General features: G+C 42.8%; 14 protein-coding genes and 1 pseudogene. 11 read left to right on the top strand and 4 right to left on the bottom strand.

Going from position 1 to position 15063, the window contains the following annotated elements; all coding sequences use genetic code 11:
* Window positions 1–113: 113 nt before the first annotated feature.
* The 3 genes from DWY07_RS03660 to argJ all read left to right on the top strand — a co-directional run bounded on the left by DWY07_RS03660 (window position 114) and on the right by argJ (window position 4320).
* Entirely contained in the window at window positions 114–1088 is a 975-nt protein-coding gene (locus DWY07_RS03660) for an aldolase catalytic domain-containing protein (protein ID WP_008400103.1), read from the top strand.
* A gap of 191 nt (window positions 1089–1279) precedes the next feature.
* Window positions 1280–2959 (top strand): glutamate--tRNA ligase, encoded by a 1680-nt coding sequence (gltX, locus tag DWY07_RS03655; protein WP_021944786.1) that lies wholly within the window; start codon window positions 1280–1282, stop codon window positions 2957–2959.
* Between the two features lie 116 nt (window positions 2960–3075).
* Window positions 3076–4320: a bifunctional glutamate N-acetyltransferase/amino-acid acetyltransferase ArgJ gene (gene argJ / locus DWY07_RS03650; protein ID WP_044944736.1), complete on the top strand. Its 1245-nt coding sequence runs from the start codon at window positions 3076–3078 to the stop codon at window positions 4318–4320.
* Between the two features lie 106 nt (window positions 4321–4426).
* Here the strand turns inward: argJ and DWY07_RS03645 are convergent, their stop codons facing one another.
* Both DWY07_RS03645 and DWY07_RS03640 read right to left on the bottom strand, forming a co-directional pair.
* Complete coding sequence (locus DWY07_RS03645) at window positions 4427–5122, bottom strand: GNAT family N-acetyltransferase (RefSeq protein WP_117822212.1); 696 nt, start codon at window positions 5120–5122, stop codon at window positions 4427–4429.
* 79 nt (window positions 5123–5201) lie between these two features.
* The gene (locus DWY07_RS03640; RefSeq protein WP_117822211.1) at window positions 5202–5579 is read right to left on the bottom strand and encodes a hypothetical protein; all 378 of its coding nucleotides are present in this window, start codon (window positions 5577–5579) and stop codon (window positions 5202–5204) included.
* A 484-nt stretch (window positions 5580–6063) separates the two neighbouring features.
* Here DWY07_RS03640 and DWY07_RS03630 point away from each other — a divergent pair, with 484 nt between their 5' ends.
* The 6 genes from DWY07_RS03630 to DWY07_RS03605 all read left to right on the top strand — a co-directional run bounded on the left by DWY07_RS03630 (window position 6064) and on the right by DWY07_RS03605 (window position 12888).
* Window positions 6064–6816, top strand: a complete 753-nt coding sequence (locus DWY07_RS03630; RefSeq protein ID WP_008400090.1) for a DeoR/GlpR family DNA-binding transcription regulator — start codon at window positions 6064–6066, stop codon at window positions 6814–6816.
* A complete protein-coding gene (gene pfkB / locus DWY07_RS03625) occupies window positions 6813–7715 on the top strand; it encodes a 1-phosphofructokinase (RefSeq protein ID WP_117822209.1) in 903 nt (300 codons plus the stop codon). Before DWY07_RS03630 ends, pfkB begins: the two co-directional genes overlap by 4 nt.
* A 78-nt stretch (window positions 7716–7793) precedes the next feature.
* On the top strand, window positions 7794–9857 hold the full coding sequence (locus tag DWY07_RS03620; RefSeq protein ID WP_117822208.1) for a fructose-specific PTS transporter subunit EIIC: 2064 nt from the start codon (window positions 7794–7796) through the stop codon (window positions 9855–9857).
* A 171-nt stretch (window positions 9858–10028) separates the two neighbouring features.
* Window positions 10029–10292, top strand: a complete 264-nt coding sequence (locus tag DWY07_RS03615; protein WP_008400082.1) for an HPr family phosphocarrier protein — start codon at window positions 10029–10031, stop codon at window positions 10290–10292.
* Between the two features lie 40 nt (window positions 10293–10332).
* The gene (ptsP, locus tag DWY07_RS03610; protein ID WP_117822334.1) at window positions 10333–12036 is read left to right on the top strand and encodes a phosphoenolpyruvate--protein phosphotransferase; all 1704 of its coding nucleotides are present in this window, start codon (window positions 10333–10335) and stop codon (window positions 12034–12036) included.
* A gap of 549 nt (window positions 12037–12585) precedes the next feature.
* Window positions 12586–12888 carry a hypothetical protein gene (locus tag DWY07_RS03605; RefSeq protein WP_117808287.1) on the top strand — a complete coding sequence of 101 codons (303 nt, stop codon included), beginning with the start codon at window positions 12586–12588 and terminating at the stop codon, window positions 12886–12888.
* Here DWY07_RS03605 and DWY07_RS13565 read toward each other — a convergent pair.
* Window positions 12820–12984: pseudogene (locus DWY07_RS13565) on the bottom strand (hypothetical protein); the annotation flags it as partial. The gene DWY07_RS03605 and the pseudogene DWY07_RS13565 overlap by 69 nt on opposite strands.
* A 242-nt stretch (window positions 12985–13226) precedes the next feature.
* Between DWY07_RS13565 and DWY07_RS03595 the strand changes: the two are divergent.
* On the top strand, window positions 13227–13352 hold the full coding sequence (locus DWY07_RS03595) for a carboxymuconolactone decarboxylase family protein (protein WP_347465137.1): 126 nt from the start codon (window positions 13227–13229) through the stop codon (window positions 13350–13352).
* Between the two features lie 67 nt (window positions 13353–13419).
* The gene (locus DWY07_RS03590; protein ID WP_021944796.1) at window positions 13420–13857 is read left to right on the top strand and encodes a DUF3783 domain-containing protein; all 438 of its coding nucleotides are present in this window, start codon (window positions 13420–13422) and stop codon (window positions 13855–13857) included.
* A gap of 92 nt (window positions 13858–13949) precedes the next feature.
* Here the strand turns inward: DWY07_RS03590 and aguA are convergent, their stop codons facing one another.
* Window positions 13950–15047 carry an agmatine deiminase gene (aguA, locus tag DWY07_RS03585; RefSeq protein ID WP_117822207.1) on the bottom strand — a complete coding sequence of 366 codons (1098 nt, stop codon included), beginning with the start codon at window positions 15045–15047 and terminating at the stop codon, window positions 13950–13952.
* Window positions 15048–15063: the final 16 nt, after the last annotated feature.

Raw genomic sequence — 15063 nt, 5'->3', positions numbered from 1 at the left:
ACTATACTCACACCAACGCGTTAAAGTGAGAAAATAAATAGAAAGAGCGTTGGATACCCCTGAGAGTTTGATCGGCTCATCAGGTGATAAAAAAGATTTAGGAGGAAACAGCGATGATAGGCGGAGATATGATCACGTACAGACCTGATATTCAGGTGCTTGATGCTACAATTCGAGATGGAGGACTTGTCAACGATTTTTATTTTACAGATGAATTTGTAAAAGCACTTTATGAAGCAAATTTGAAGGCTGGTGTTGATTATATGGAATTCGGCTACAAGGCTTCCAAGGAGATGTTCGATGTAGAAAAGTTCGGAAAGTGGAAGTTCTGTGACGAAGAAGCCATTCGCAGTATAGTCGGAGAGAATAATACAGAGATGAAGATATCTGTTATGGCTGATGTCGGAAGATGCGATTACAAGACAGATATTATTGACAGAGCAGACAGTGTTATTGACATGATACGTGTGGCTACGTACATCAACACCATGCCTGCTGCGATCGAGATGATAGAGGATGCACATGCAAAGGGATATGAGACGACCTGTAACATTATGGCGATCTCAAAGGATCAGGAGTCAGAGATCGATATCGCTCTTGAGATGTTAGGCAAATCAAATGTAGACGGAATCTACATTGTAGACAGCTACGGCTCTTTATACCCGGAGCAGATCCAGAGACTGACACAGAAATATGTGGCAGTTGGAGAGAAATACGGTAAGAAGATTGGTATTCATGCACATGACAACATGAAGATGGCATATGCAAATACTGTTGAAGCAATGAGACATGGAGCAAGCATGTTAGATGGAACGGTAAGCTCTATGGGACGAGGTGCAGGAAATTGCGCGATGGAATTGCTGCTTGGCTTCCTTCGTAATCCAAAGTACAATCTGTACCATATCCTGAAGTTCATTGAGCGTTACATGGTTCCGTTAAAGGAAAAGGGTGATGCTGTATGGGGCTATGATGTACCTTACATGCTGACCGGTATGCTGAACCAGCATCCAAGAGAGGCCATTGATTTCATCAAACAGGGCAAACACGAATACGCTGACATGTACAGCTACTTACTTTATCGTGAGTAAGAAATAAGTCGAAAAGAGATCCGGGAAAAATCCCGGGTCTTTTTTGTCCACCTGAGTGCAAACGGGAGAAAAGACCTGTACAAAGCCGGGGGTTTGTGGTATTTTTTACTATATGTGTTTTGACAGTCGATTAGGTGCTGTCAGGCGGTAAGAAACGAAAAATAGATTTGATATAAGAGGTGGCAGATAAGATGGATTATAACAAATTAGCAGAATTAATATTCCCGGATATAACAGGAACGGTAGACGATCTCGAAGCAAGATTTCCAAAGAGAGACTTGCCGGAGGGTGCGAAGGTAACGAGATTTGCGCCAAGCCCAACCGGATATATGCATATCGGTGGTTTATATGCTGCTATGATATCAAGAAAACTTGCAAAGCAGAGCGGTGGTGTGTTCTATCTTAGAATAGAAGATACAGATAGAAAGAGAGAGCTTGAAAATGGCGTGGAGGAGATCATCAATTCCTTAAACAAGTTTGATCTTGGATTTGACGAGGGACCATTTGAAGGAAGCCCTGTCACATATGCACCATATAAGCAGAGCGAGAGAAAAGAGATCTATCAGATCTGCGTTAAGAAGCTGATGCAGGAGGGATATGCATATCCTGATTTTACAACTGCGGAAGAACTGGATGCGATAAGAGCAAAGCAGGAGGCTGCAAAGGTAGATATCGGATATTATGGAGAGTATGCAGTTGGCAGAAATCTGACATACGAGCAGATCGAGGAGAAACTAGCAGCCGGAGAACCTTATGTTGTCAGACTTAAGAGCCCGGGCGAAGCAGGAAAGACGGTTGTTTACAGTGACCCGATCCGTGGTAAGATCGAGATGCCTGAGAATATGATGGATGTTGTACTGTTAAAATCTGACGGAATTCCAACCTATCATTTTGCACATGCAGTAGACGATCATTTCATGAGAACAAATATGGTCATCCGTGGTGATGAATGGCTTGCATCCTATCCGCTTCATAAGCAGTTATTTGAACTGTGCGGATTTGAACTTCCTGAGTATGCACATATTTCACCAATTATGAAGATGGAAATATCCGTGGATGAGGATGGAAATGAACATCAGCATAAGAGAAAGCTTAGTAAGAGAAAAGACCCGGAGGCAGCCGTTGGCTTCTATCAGGAGCAGGGCTATCCATCCGAGAGTGTACTGGAATATCTGATGACGATCGCCAATTCCAATTATGAGGAATGGCATGCAGCAAATCCTGATAAGACGATCGATGATTTCACATTGTCACTTGCGAAGATGCCGGCATCCGGTGCATTATTTGACATGGTGAAGTTAAATGATGTCAGCAAAGAGATGATCTCCACATTTTCAGAAGAAAAGTGCTATGAGAAGATCATGGCATGGGCAAAAGAATTTGATGAGAAGCTGTATGAATTTGGCACAAATGATAAAGAGAGCTTCTTAAAGACGATTAGCCTTTGGAAGATGTCAGGAAATAAAGTCCGTAAGGATGTTGGTAAGTGGTCGGATCTGGCAGAGATGTTCGGCTATCTCTATGTGCCGGAGGATGAACTGAAGCTTTCCTACGAGATCGACGAGAAGTATAATGCAGATCAGATGGCAGAGATCATCAATGAATATAAGAAGGATCTGTTCTTAGATGCTGAGAACTGGTTTGCCGAGATGAAGGTTATGGGTGATAAGCTTGGCTATTGCCCGAATGTCAAGGAATATAAGAAGAATCCGGATGCTTATAAGGGATCGATCACAGATGTCTGCACGATCGTTCGTGTGGCAGTAACCGGTAAGAAGAATTCACCGGATCTTGCTACGATCATGAACGTAATCGGCAAGAATCGTACGATCGGAAGACTGGACAAGTTTCTGGCAGCAATCGGCAAGTAAGATAATAGAAATACAGGCAGAGTTTTATATATCTTAAAAAGGAGGCAGTGGCGAATCACTGATCGGCAGTAGTGGAATGAAACGTGGAAGTCGACAGGATTTGGCTACGGATGATTATGAAGAAGAAAACATACGAAGGATACACATATGTAGACGGTGGTGTCTGTGCAGCAAAGGGATTTGTGGCAAATGGTATAAACTGCGGACTGAATTCCGATAAGAATAAGAATGATCTGGGTATGGTTTACAGCAGTACAGTCTGTAATGCAGCAGCCGTATATACACAGAACAAGGTAAAAGGTGCGCCGATCCTTGTAACTAAGGAGCATCTGAAGGCAACAGGCGGCAAAGCCATGGCAGTTGTCGTTAATTCAAAGAATGCAAATACCTGTAATGCGGATGGCGTGGAAAAGGCAGAGCGGATCTGTGAGCTGGCAGCAGATGCACTGGGAATCGATGCAGATATGATCATCAATGCATCGACCGGTGTGATTGGTCAGATCATTCCGATCGAACCATTTGAAGAGCACATGAAAGAGCTTGCTGGCGGTTTAAGTGCCGATGGCAATGATAAGGCTGCAAATGCGATCATGACGACAGATACAGTTGATAAGCAGGTTGCAGTAGAATTCACACTTGGTGGCAAGACCTGTCGTCTTGGTGGAATGGCAAAGGGAAGCGGTATGATCCATCCGAATATGGCAACCACGCTGAACTTTATCACAACGGATGTTGCAATCTCAGCCGATATGATCCAGAAGGCTCTGAGTGAGATCGTAAAGGTAACCTATAATTGTCTGTCTATAGATGGTGATACATCGACAAATGATACTTTAAGTGTCATGGCAAACGGACTTGCAGGAAATGAAGAGATCGTAACAGAAAATGACGACTATGCAATTTTCAAGAAAGCACTGTACATCGTTATGGAGTGTATGACGATGATGCTCGCAAGTGATGGAGAGGGCGCAAGCAAGATGCTGGAATGTACAGTATCAGGAGCACCGGATCAGGACACAGCGATCATCGTTGCAAAGAGCATTATCCGTTCCCCACTGACCAAATGTGCGATGTTTGGTGAAGATGCAAACTGGGGACGTATTCTCTGTGCGATCGGATATGCAGAAGCAGATTTCGATATCGATAAAGTAGATGTAGATCTTGAATCTGAGAAGGGAATCGTAGAGGTATGCAGAAATGGTTCCGGTATTCCATTTTCTGAGGAAAAAGCCTCTGAGGTATTATCCGAGGATGATATCTACATCAATGTCAATCTGAATCAGGGTGAAGCATCCGCCAAGGCGTGGGGCTGTGATTTGACTTATGATTACGTTAAGATCAACGGTGATTATCGTTCATAAATAAAGAGTGCCACCGATAGACGGTTAGCCTTGATATGATTGGTTAAAAATAACCGCTCGCAGTTTGCAGGCTGGGCGGTTATTTTTTATACTTATAGTGCGCTGATTAGCGTGTTCCAAATGAATCTGTCCAGAGTGGCATATAGCCGCTTCGGATGGCTACTGCTTGGGAAGCCAGATTTGTAACAGACGCACTATAAAATGGAATCATATTTCGTTCCAGAATTTCGACTGTCAGATTTCTAACCAGCAAACGGGCTAGACCATATCCTCTCCATTTCTTTTTTACATCAATTCCAACTTCCATCAGTTTACCGGTGGGAGCAGCACCCGCAATTGCTATTATTTCGTTATCTTTTATTGCACATAAAACGATGGTTGTATTTGTATTTCCTTCTGCATCAAAAGCCAGTGAATTTTCAAAGCCCTCGATATCACATAATGTTTTAATGTTGTTACCTTCATATAATTTGAACGAAAAGGTATCTGAAAGAGGTAATTTAACCATTTGTTTCAGGTCAGGAATGTAATGAATAGTCTGACCAAAAATCAAGGTACTTTCATATAATTCGTCTCGAGTTTTACCTGATAACAGTTGTTTTCCAAGTTCATATTTTTCTTCAGACAGAGAAATGATATTTGTATCTCTGATGCTGAGAATTTTAACATAATTATTAGCAGCCTTTTCGTTCTTTACGAAATGTGTGCCTTCTTCTTTTAATTGATCTGTTGAACAATTTATGTAGCCGGCAATGTAGTCATATATTTTATTATTTATCTCATCTTTATAAGAATTATTCATAATTTTCTCCCTAAGTATAGTCAAACAGAGAGATAAAAACTTATCTCCCTGAAATGAATGATTTGCATTTGAACTGTGCTTAATACCGTGTATCTACTGAAAAGCCTGTTTGCTGCAGGGAAGATTTCGTTATGGTTCGGAACCAGTGAATGGAGGAGTTGTAGTTTCCCTCTACTACTGTTACCGTTCCCTTTACATTTTTTGTTTTTAACTGGTAAGTTTTGCCCTTCTTCAGCTTTAAAGATGTTTTATTCAGCGCAGCTTTCTTGGCCGTGGTCTTGCTTGCGGTAAGGGTGGCATCATTTGTGGTTGTATTTGTAGTAGAAGTGGCAGTGTTTATAGCTGCGGTCTTACTTGTGGCAAGGGCAGCATTGGTGCCTGTGTATGTACTGACAGCGGAAACTGTGCGCTCATTTAAAGTTGCTGCCTGTGCTGGCAATGCAGTTACGATAACCATACCGAGCAGGCTGCATCCGATGATTGTACGTTTCCAGAAAGAATTGGAATGATATGGTGACGTCCCATTTTATATTTTAGAATTTCGTACGCAAAAAAGAACTCTATAATGAGATCCTTTTTGGAAGAGACGCAGCTATGACCCTTTGGCTGATGTCATATATCAATCAGCAGGAAGAAGGTGTTCCGATGCCAGGAAAACTTGCGCTTAGTTCTCCGGGATCGGCATTGACAGCAGAAGAAAGAAAACCGGCAGGTGGTCTTATAACGAGACTGCCTGCTTTCTTTAATTCCGTTTCTTTCATATTTGTTCAAAAAACTTCAAAAAAATGCAAATTAATGATTGATTGTGAACGAAATGTGTGTTAATATAAATCCAAGTTGAACGAATATGATTGATTTTGAATGAAAAATTGGTTATAATGCATATATATGAATTGAATTGCAAATAATAAAATGATTTGATAATAAGGAGACCTATATATATGCTTACGGAAGAAAGATATAACAAGATACTGGAAGCTCTGAAGAACAAAGGAACGATCACAGTTGCAGAAATGACAGAGTGCACAGGAGCATCAGAATCAACCATAAGGCGGGATCTTATCGCTCTCGATGAAATGGGAAAACTGAATAAGGTACACGGAGGAGCTACAGCAGTTGCACACCAGTTTATTGCAGATGAGATTGCGGTCAGTGTAAAAGAGCAGCTCTGTGTGGAAGAAAAGAAAGCAATTGCGCGGTATGCGGTGAATATGATCAATGATGACGATTTTATTTTCATAGATGCAGGAACAAGTACCGGATGGATGATCGAGTATCTGGAATCAACCAGAGCGACATTTGTCACAAATGGAATTGCACATATCAAACGGCTGATGAACAAAGGACTTCGGGCATACATGATCGGAGGACTTGGAAAGCCGGTCACAGAATCTACGGTAGGTGCAGATGCTGTAAATAATATGAAGATGTTCAATTTCTCAAAATGCTTCCTTGGAACCAACGGTGTACATACAGATTACGGTTTCACGACAGTCGATGTAGAAGAAGCACTTGTAAAGATGGAAGCGGTCAACCGATCTTATGCGAGTGTTGTCCTTGCCGATCACACGAAGTTTGACAAGGTTACAGCGGTTACATTTGCAGGAATCAAGAAGGCGTGTATTATCACCGACCGACTTGTAAATGATAAGTATGCAGATGCAACAGTCATAAAGGAGGTAATGAAGGAATGATCTACACAGTAACTTTCAATCCGGCAATCGATTATGTTGTCAGAATGGAAAAACTGGAAATCGGTTCGGTAAACAGAAGCAGAGAAGAAGCCCTGTTCTACGGTGGAAAGGGAATCAATGTTTCAACAGTCCTTAAGAATCTGGGCGTAGATTCTGTAGCACTTGGATTTGTTGCAGGCTTTACCGGAAAAGCGATTGAAGAAGGAGTCGCTGCCCTTGGTGTAAAAGCTGATTTCATCACGGTTTCAGATGGCGTTAGCAGAATCAATGTTAAGCTGAAAGCCGGAGAAGAAACAGAGATCAATGGAAAAGGCCCCAATATCAGCGATGCAGAACTGGAAGAACTTTATAAGAAATTAGATGGTTTAACAGACGGTGACTGTCTGGTTCTGGCAGGAGCGATCCCACCATCTTTACCATCTGATGTGTACGAGAAGATCATGGCAAGACTTGCAGGCAAGAAGGTTGATATCGTAGTCGATGCTACGAAGGATCTCCTGTTAAATGTTCTCAAGTATCATCCGTTTCTTATCAAGCCGAATAACTTCGAGCTTGGAGAAATGTTTGGCGTAACACTTCATTCCGATGAGGAGATTGAAGAATATGCAAAGAGATTACAGGCACTTGGAGCAAGAAACGTAGCGATCTCCATGGCAGGAGACGGATCTATGCTGATCACAGAGACCGGAGAGACATACAGAATGGGCGTTCCAAAAGGAAAAGTTGTTAATTCTGTAGGAGCCGGAGATTCCATGGTGGCAGGATTTATCGCAAGCTATTTTGCAGAGCATGATTACAAGAAAGCATTAAAGTACGGCGCAGCAACAGGCAGTGCAACTGCATTTTCAGAAGGACTTGCAACAAAAGACCAGGTTGAGAAACTTTTAGGACAATTTTAACAGTTGGGGAAAAGGGAGAAGAACCGACTGAACTGACCAGATCCTGATAAACCGGTATTTGAGTAAAGGAGAATGAGTATGAGAATAAGGGAGTTATTAAAAAAAGAAGGAATTGCCCTTGGTGTAAAAGTAGATTCTAAAGACGCAGCGATCGATTATCTGATCGATCTTCATGCAAAATCGGGCAATATAACAGATAAGGCAGAATTCAAGAAAGGAATTCTTGCAAGAGAGGAATCCGGTTCGACCGGAGTTGGAGAGGGAATCGCAATTCCTCATTCCAAGAATGCAGCAGTTAAGCAGCCGGGACTTGCAGCTATGACAGTACCGGACGGTGTAGATTATGATTCATTAGACGGACAGCCTGCAAACCTGTTCTTCATGATCGCAGCACCGGAAAAGGGCGCAGATGTACATCTGGAAGTATTATCAAGACTCAGTATGTTGCTGATGGATGAGAACTTCAGAGCAGAACTTCTTGCAGCAAAGAATGCAGATCAGTTCTTAGATATCTGCAGCAAATATGAGATGGAAAAGTTTGCGGATGAACTTGGAGAAGCAACAGAAGATAAGAAGGAAAACGCACCGGAAAAGACAGGATACAGAGTCCTTGCAGTTACAGCATGTCCGACCGGTATCGCACATACATTTATGGCAGCGGAAGCCCTTGAGAAAAAAGGAAATGAAATGGGCATTTCGATCAAGGTTGAAACAAATGGATCCGGCGGTGTTAAGAATCGTCTGACAGCAAAGGAGATTGAAGAATGTGACGGTATTATCGTAGCAGCCGATAAGAATGTGGAGACTGCAAGATTTGACGGCAAGCCAGTTCTTTTTACAAAGGTAGCAGATGGTATCCACAAACCGGAAGAGCTTATCAATAAAGTAATCGATGGCAAGGTTTCGGTGCATCATGAGAGTGGAAAGAAAGCAGAGGAAGAAAGCGCAGGCGGTGTTGGAAGTCAGATCTACAAGCATCTGATGAGCGGTGTATCCCATATGCTTCCATTCGTTATCGGTGGCGGTATCATGATCGCACTGGCATTCCTGATCGATACAATCTGTGGATATGGTTCAACCGGTGGTTCAAACTTCGGTACCTGTACACCACTTTCTGCATTCTTTAAATATGTCGGAGATCTGTCCATGGGACTGATGGTTCCGGTACTTGCAGGTTATATCGCATATTCGATCGCAGATCGTCCGGGTCTTGCAGTTGGATTTACCGGCGGACTTCTTGCTTCATCCGGTAATGCAGCGATCGCAAAATATATATGGGCAGGTGCAAGCCTTTCCCCATTCCAGAATTTTATTTCAAAATTCGGTTTTGTAGGGGAAGGCTCCGGTAATACAGTATCCGGTTTCTTAGGTGGTATTCTTGCAGGTTTCCTTGCAGGTTATATCGTACTTTTATTAAAGAAGATGTGTTCAAAGTTCCCTCAGTCATTAGAGGGTATCAAGCCAACATTGATCTATCCGTTAGTTGGTATTTTCCTTGTAGGCGTATTGATGGTATTTATCTTTAATCCATTGATCGGCCTTGTAAATACAGGACTTTCCAATATGCTTACATCACTTGCAGATAAGAATCTGTTAGCTCTCCTTGGTCTGATCCTCGGAGCAATGATGGCGATCGACATGGGCGGTCCTATCAACAAGGCAGCTTATGTATTCGGCTCGGGAATGCTTTCTACAGCAGCAGACCTTGTATCAGCCGGTGCATCCCAGAGTGATGCAGCCGTTCAGGCATGCTACATTTCCATGGCAGCCGTAATGATCGGCGGTATGGTTCCACCAATGGGAATTGCACTTGCATGTAAGCTGTTCCCTAAGAAATTCACAAAGGCAGAAAGAGGCTCAGCCGTTTCTAACTTTGTAATGGGTTGTTCCTTCATCACAGAGGGTGCGATTCCGTTTGCAGCAGCAGATCCGCTTCATGTTATCCCATGTACCCTGGTTGGTGCGGGTGTAGCAGGAGCATTATCAGCAGCATTCAAATGTACACTGATGGCACCACACGGAGGAATCTTCGTATTTGCAACAGTAGGACATCCATTATTCTACATTCTTTCATGGGTGATTGGTTCTGTAGTAACCTGTTTACTGCTCGGTCTGATCAAGAAAAATGTAGCAGAAGAATAAAAACAAAAACCCTATCCTTTTTAACAACGGTGGGAACAGAAAGAATCTGTTCCTGCCGGATATAAATAAAACAGGGATATTTCAAATATTAAATCAAAAGTAACAATGTTGATCATGCGTTTGTCCGAATCGGACAAATGATAAAAGAGATATAAAAAGGAGAAGATAATTATGGTATCACAGACAGTTAAAGTTATTAATGAGCAGGGATTACACATGAGACCGGCAGGAGTATTTGCAAAGGAAATGACAAAGTTCAAATGTAACGTAACAATCGATATTGCCGGTAAGAGAATCAACGCAAAGAGCGTTATGCTGATCATTGCAGCATGTATTAAGTGTGGAACAGAGATGACAATTGAGTGTGACGGTGAAGACGAGCAGGCAGCTCTCGCAAAGGCAGTAGAGTTGGTTGAATCCGGTCTTGGCGAATAGTCAGACAGCATTCTTTCATCTGGAAAGCGGGGTAGAAGATATGTTAAAAGGAATAGGCGGCTCAGCCGGTTATGGCATCGGAAAGGTTGTCATCATCAGTGATGGCAAACCGGAATATAAGCAGCATACAGTAACAGATACAGATGCTGAACTTCAGAGATTTGAGAATGCTATGGAAGTTTTTGTTGAAAAGACTCAGAAAATGGCAGATGCAATGAAAGAAAAGGTTGGAGGACATAATGCAGAGATCCTGGAAGGACATATCGTTTTGATGAGTGATCCATTTATGCAGGATCAGGTCAAGGAGTTGATCGGTAATGGCGAATGCGCAGAAGCAGCCGTTGACAGCGTATGTGATATGTTCGTATCCATGTTCTCCCAGGTAGATGATGAACTGACTAGACAGAGAGCAACTGACGTAGGAGATATCCGTGTCCGTATGCTTAAGATCCTTACCGGTACGCCGGATATTAATATCGGAGATGTTCCGGCAGGTACAGTGATCGTCGCAAAGGATCTGACACCATCCATGACAGCAGGAATCGTAAAGGAAAATGTAGCAGGTATTATCACCGAGATTGGCGGTAAGACTTCTCATTCAGCTATTCTTGCAAGAGCACTTGAGATCCCTGCTGTACTTAGTGTAGATGGTATCGTAGATCAGGTGTCCGATGGTATGATGGCAGTTGTAGACGGATGCGAAGGCGTTTGCATCTTAGAACCTGCGATGGATGAGATCGCAGAATATGAGACAAAGCGCGCAGATTACCTGAAAGAGAAGGAACTGCTTCAGATCTACAGAGGAAAAGATACAGTAACTGCTGATGGAACAAAGGTAGCTTTATATGGCAATATCGGCAATCCAGAGGATGCCAAGGGTGTTGTAGCTGCTGATGGTGAAGGCGTAGGCTTATTCCGTACTGAGTTCCTGTTCATGGGAACAGACAGTTTGCCAACAGAGGACGAGCAGTTTGAAGCATATAAGGCAGCAGCCGAGACGATGCAGGGTAAAGAAGTTATTATCCGTACACTGGATGTCGGCGGTGACAAAGATATCCCGTATCTCGGATTGGAAAAAGAAGACAATCCATTCCTTGGTTTCCGTGCAGTCAGATATTGTTTGAAAAATGAGGACAGCTACAAGGTACAGCTTCGTGCATTGCTTCGTGCGAGTGCATTTGGCGATATTAAGATCATGGTTCCGCTTGTTACCTGTGTGGATGAGATTCGACGGGTAAAAGAACTGGTAGCGGAACTTAAGAAGGAGTTAGATTCAGAGAAAATCGCATATAACAAGGATATTCAGGTCGGCGTTATGATCGAGACTCCTGCAGCCAGCCTGATCGCAGATCTTCTGGCAAAGGAAGCTGATTTCTTCAGTATCGGTACAAATGATCTGACCCAGTACACAATGGCAGTTGACAGAGGAAATGCCAAGGTTGCATATTTGTATTCCGCATACAATCCTGCTGTTCTTCGTTCTATGAAGAATGTTATTGAAGCAGGAAATGCAGCAGGCATCATGGTAGGTATGTGTGGTGAAGCAGCTGCTGATCCGTTACTGATCCCACTTCTGATCTCCTTTGGACTGGGAGAGTTCAGTGTATCGGCAACTTCTGTTTTAAGAACCAGAGGCACAATTGCCAAATGGTCAAAGGCAGATGCAGATGCTCTTGCAGCAAAAGCATTGTCCTTATCCACAGAAGCTGAGGTGGCTGAACTGTTAAAAGCCTCCGCAAGATAAGCGAAAAGCCCATATCTGTTTTGTTTGGAACAGAATGAAAGATATTAAAAGCAACTAGTACTATAATTACACCTATTATTCCGCAAGTCGTTTGCACTCTATTTCAACGCAGCGGTACTAAGCTCCTTGCCTATGGCAACTCGCTAAGGACCGGCGTTGAAAAAGGCTTGCTACATAATAGTGTAATATATAGTAACTGTTGCTTTTGTAATATATCGGATAGTTCCAAACAAACCAGATATGAAAGTTTCTGCAATTAGCGCAGGCGAGGCTTAAAAAGTGCATTGTTTTCTGAGACGGTTTTCTGCATATTTGAATAGCAGGGTAAATGTCAAGAATAAATTTTTTACAAAATTTGAAAGATTGAGTGTGGGTTTTTACGAATTTCTTACGAAAATAAATTTGCACTGGAATTTTATGAAAAATATTTGGTAATATTAATATAGAAACTTGAAATAAAAAGTTATTTTTTAGCCGTAGCGGCAAGACGAAACAGGGCACATATTGGCAGTTGGAGATGTTTTCAATAGGTAGAGAGGAAGATAGGTTATGTTTGAAAACGAAAAAGTGAAACATGTAAAATTTGGTGAGGGAAACGTAGTTGAATGTGATGGTACACACATCCGTATTTTATTTCAGTGTGAGAATATAGAAAAGACTTTCACTTATCCGACCGTATTTGAGAACTTTGTAAGATTTGACAGTCAGGACGCACAGGACAAGGTCACAGATGATCTGAATACCGCAAAAGAGGAAGCTGCAAAGCTGGAAAATCTCAGAAAATTATTCATGGCTGAGCAGGCAAAGAAGCGAAAGTTGGAGAAAGCAGCCAAAGCAGCAAAGAAAAGATAAAGCAAGAGCACCCGGTCGGGTGCTCAGCCCATCTTCTTCCTTTGAGCGAAGGCTGTTGGTCAGAACCTTCTGGCTGATACCGGTCAGATCATGTTTAAGTTCGTTGAAATAAGGCTACCGCAATCCCATTGGCTTTAGACAATGGGTAGTTCACTACTGAGAATACTTACTTCATAAAAACTTCATACAAAAAAGTTCTTGACTTGGAGTAAGGTTCAAAGAGTATGATAGGAGTGTACGAAAAAGGTATGCTCCTTTTTCGTATATAAATACGGGGAACATCAGAACATAAGAGCATAAGTTCTGAAGCAGGTTTAAGTAAGATGGAGAGTGATAGTATGAAGACTACAAACAGAGAAGAAATTGCTGAGATCGTTACACATGCAGTATTTTACTGTGGATGGCCAAAGGCATGGGCAGTATTTCGTATGGCAAAAGAAGTCTGGGCAGAAGAAGATAAGTAGGAGAAATGTGGCAGTTGTGGTATAATGAACATTGGTGTACCATAATAAAATGTAGACAGGAGACGGCATGGAAAAGTTAGTATTAATACATGTAGATGACATCGAATATCACAAGATACAGAACATTGCGAGCCGGATGAAGATCACTGTAGACCGGATACCGGAAGAAATAGTGACAGCGAATTATAAGTTGGGCGAGCTTGTAAATGGAGTCTATAAAAATGCCGCAGATACGATAGATGGAACTGGTCGGGAACAGGAAAATGTGACAGGACATTCTTCAGAGACAGGGGCGGTGAACGCACAGGCAAAGAGCCGTGCAGACAGCTTAATTCTGGTATGCAATCTGAAAGAAAAACGGCTGGATAAGATGTTGTTTGAGCTTCGTCATGCTGAGGTGAAGGTTATGTATAAAGCCATTCTGACACCAAGCAATCAGAACTGGACAGTTCCGATGCTGATGCAGGAGCTTTGCAGAGAAAGATTTGCAATGATGAGAAAGTAAAAAAGAATCGTACAGGGATGAATTTGATTCTCCTGTACGATCTTTTTTATATAGTACGATTTATATATAACAGGTAAAGCTCCATATGTCATTTATACTTTCGGCTGCTGCTGGGTGATACAGTGGATATTGCCGCCGCCGTAAGCAATTTCTTCGGTACGGACACCGACAACCTTACGTTCCGGGAACATGGACTGCACCTGACGGATTGCAAGAGCGTCATTTTCATCACCGTACTGTGGCAGGATGATGCCGCCATTTACGATCAGAAAATTCAGATAAGAGGCGATCGCAAGGTCACCGTTTTTTCTTGGAGTGCTTCCGGGAACTGCATCGACTGTGTCCATGCCCTTCAGATAAACCGGAGCTTTGGTTGTACAGAGCTTATGGACGATCAGTTTCCTGCCTTTGGCATCTACAGCATTTGACAGGGTGTGGTAAGCGGCCTGTGCTTCTTTATAGAATGGGTCAGTCGGATCATCCGTATAGATGCAGGCAACTTCACCGGGACGGACGAAGCAGGCAACATCATCGATATGTCCATTTGTCTCGTCGGGATCGATGCCGTCCGTGATCCAGATGATCGTATCGACATTCAGATAATCTTTTAATTTCTGCTCGATCTGAGCTTTTGTGAGATGAGGATTTCTTCCCTTTGACAGCAGGCACATCTCGGTGGTGATCAGTGTACCTTCCCCATCGACATGAAAAGAGCCGCCCTCTAATACGAAATCACCGGTTCGGTAAGAATCAATCTGTTCCAGTTCGCAGATTTTGGATGCGATCTGATCATCCTTATCCCATGGAAAATACAATCCGTCGACCAGTCCGCCCCAGGCATTGAAGGTCCAGTCACAGGCGCGGGTTTCGCCTTTATCATTTATCAGAAAAGATGGTCCCATATCTCTGCACCATGCATCGTTGCTGCTCATTTCAACGATCCGTACGCCGGCAGGCAGCATGGCTTTTGCATGTTCATATTGTGCGGCAGATACGCACATTGTAACAGGTTCGAATTCTGAGATTGCAGCAGCTACATTTGCAAATGTTTTTTGTGCCGGTTTCGCACCGGCTCTCCAGTTGTCGGTTCGTTCCGGCCAGATCATAAAGATCTGCTTTTGTTCTTCAAATTCTCCCGGCATACGGAAACCGTCAGCCTTTGGGGTCGAGTTTGTAATAAGTTTCGCCATTTCTGTATCCTCCTTG

This window comes from Clostridium sp. AF23-6LB (assembly GCF_003461085.1).
In the GTDB taxonomy this organism is placed as follows: domain Bacteria; phylum Bacillota; class Clostridia; order Lachnospirales; family Lachnospiraceae; genus Coprococcus; species Coprococcus ammoniilyticus.
Note: the sequence above shows the minus strand (reverse complement) of the source record. Positions and strands in the feature narration are given on the sequence as shown.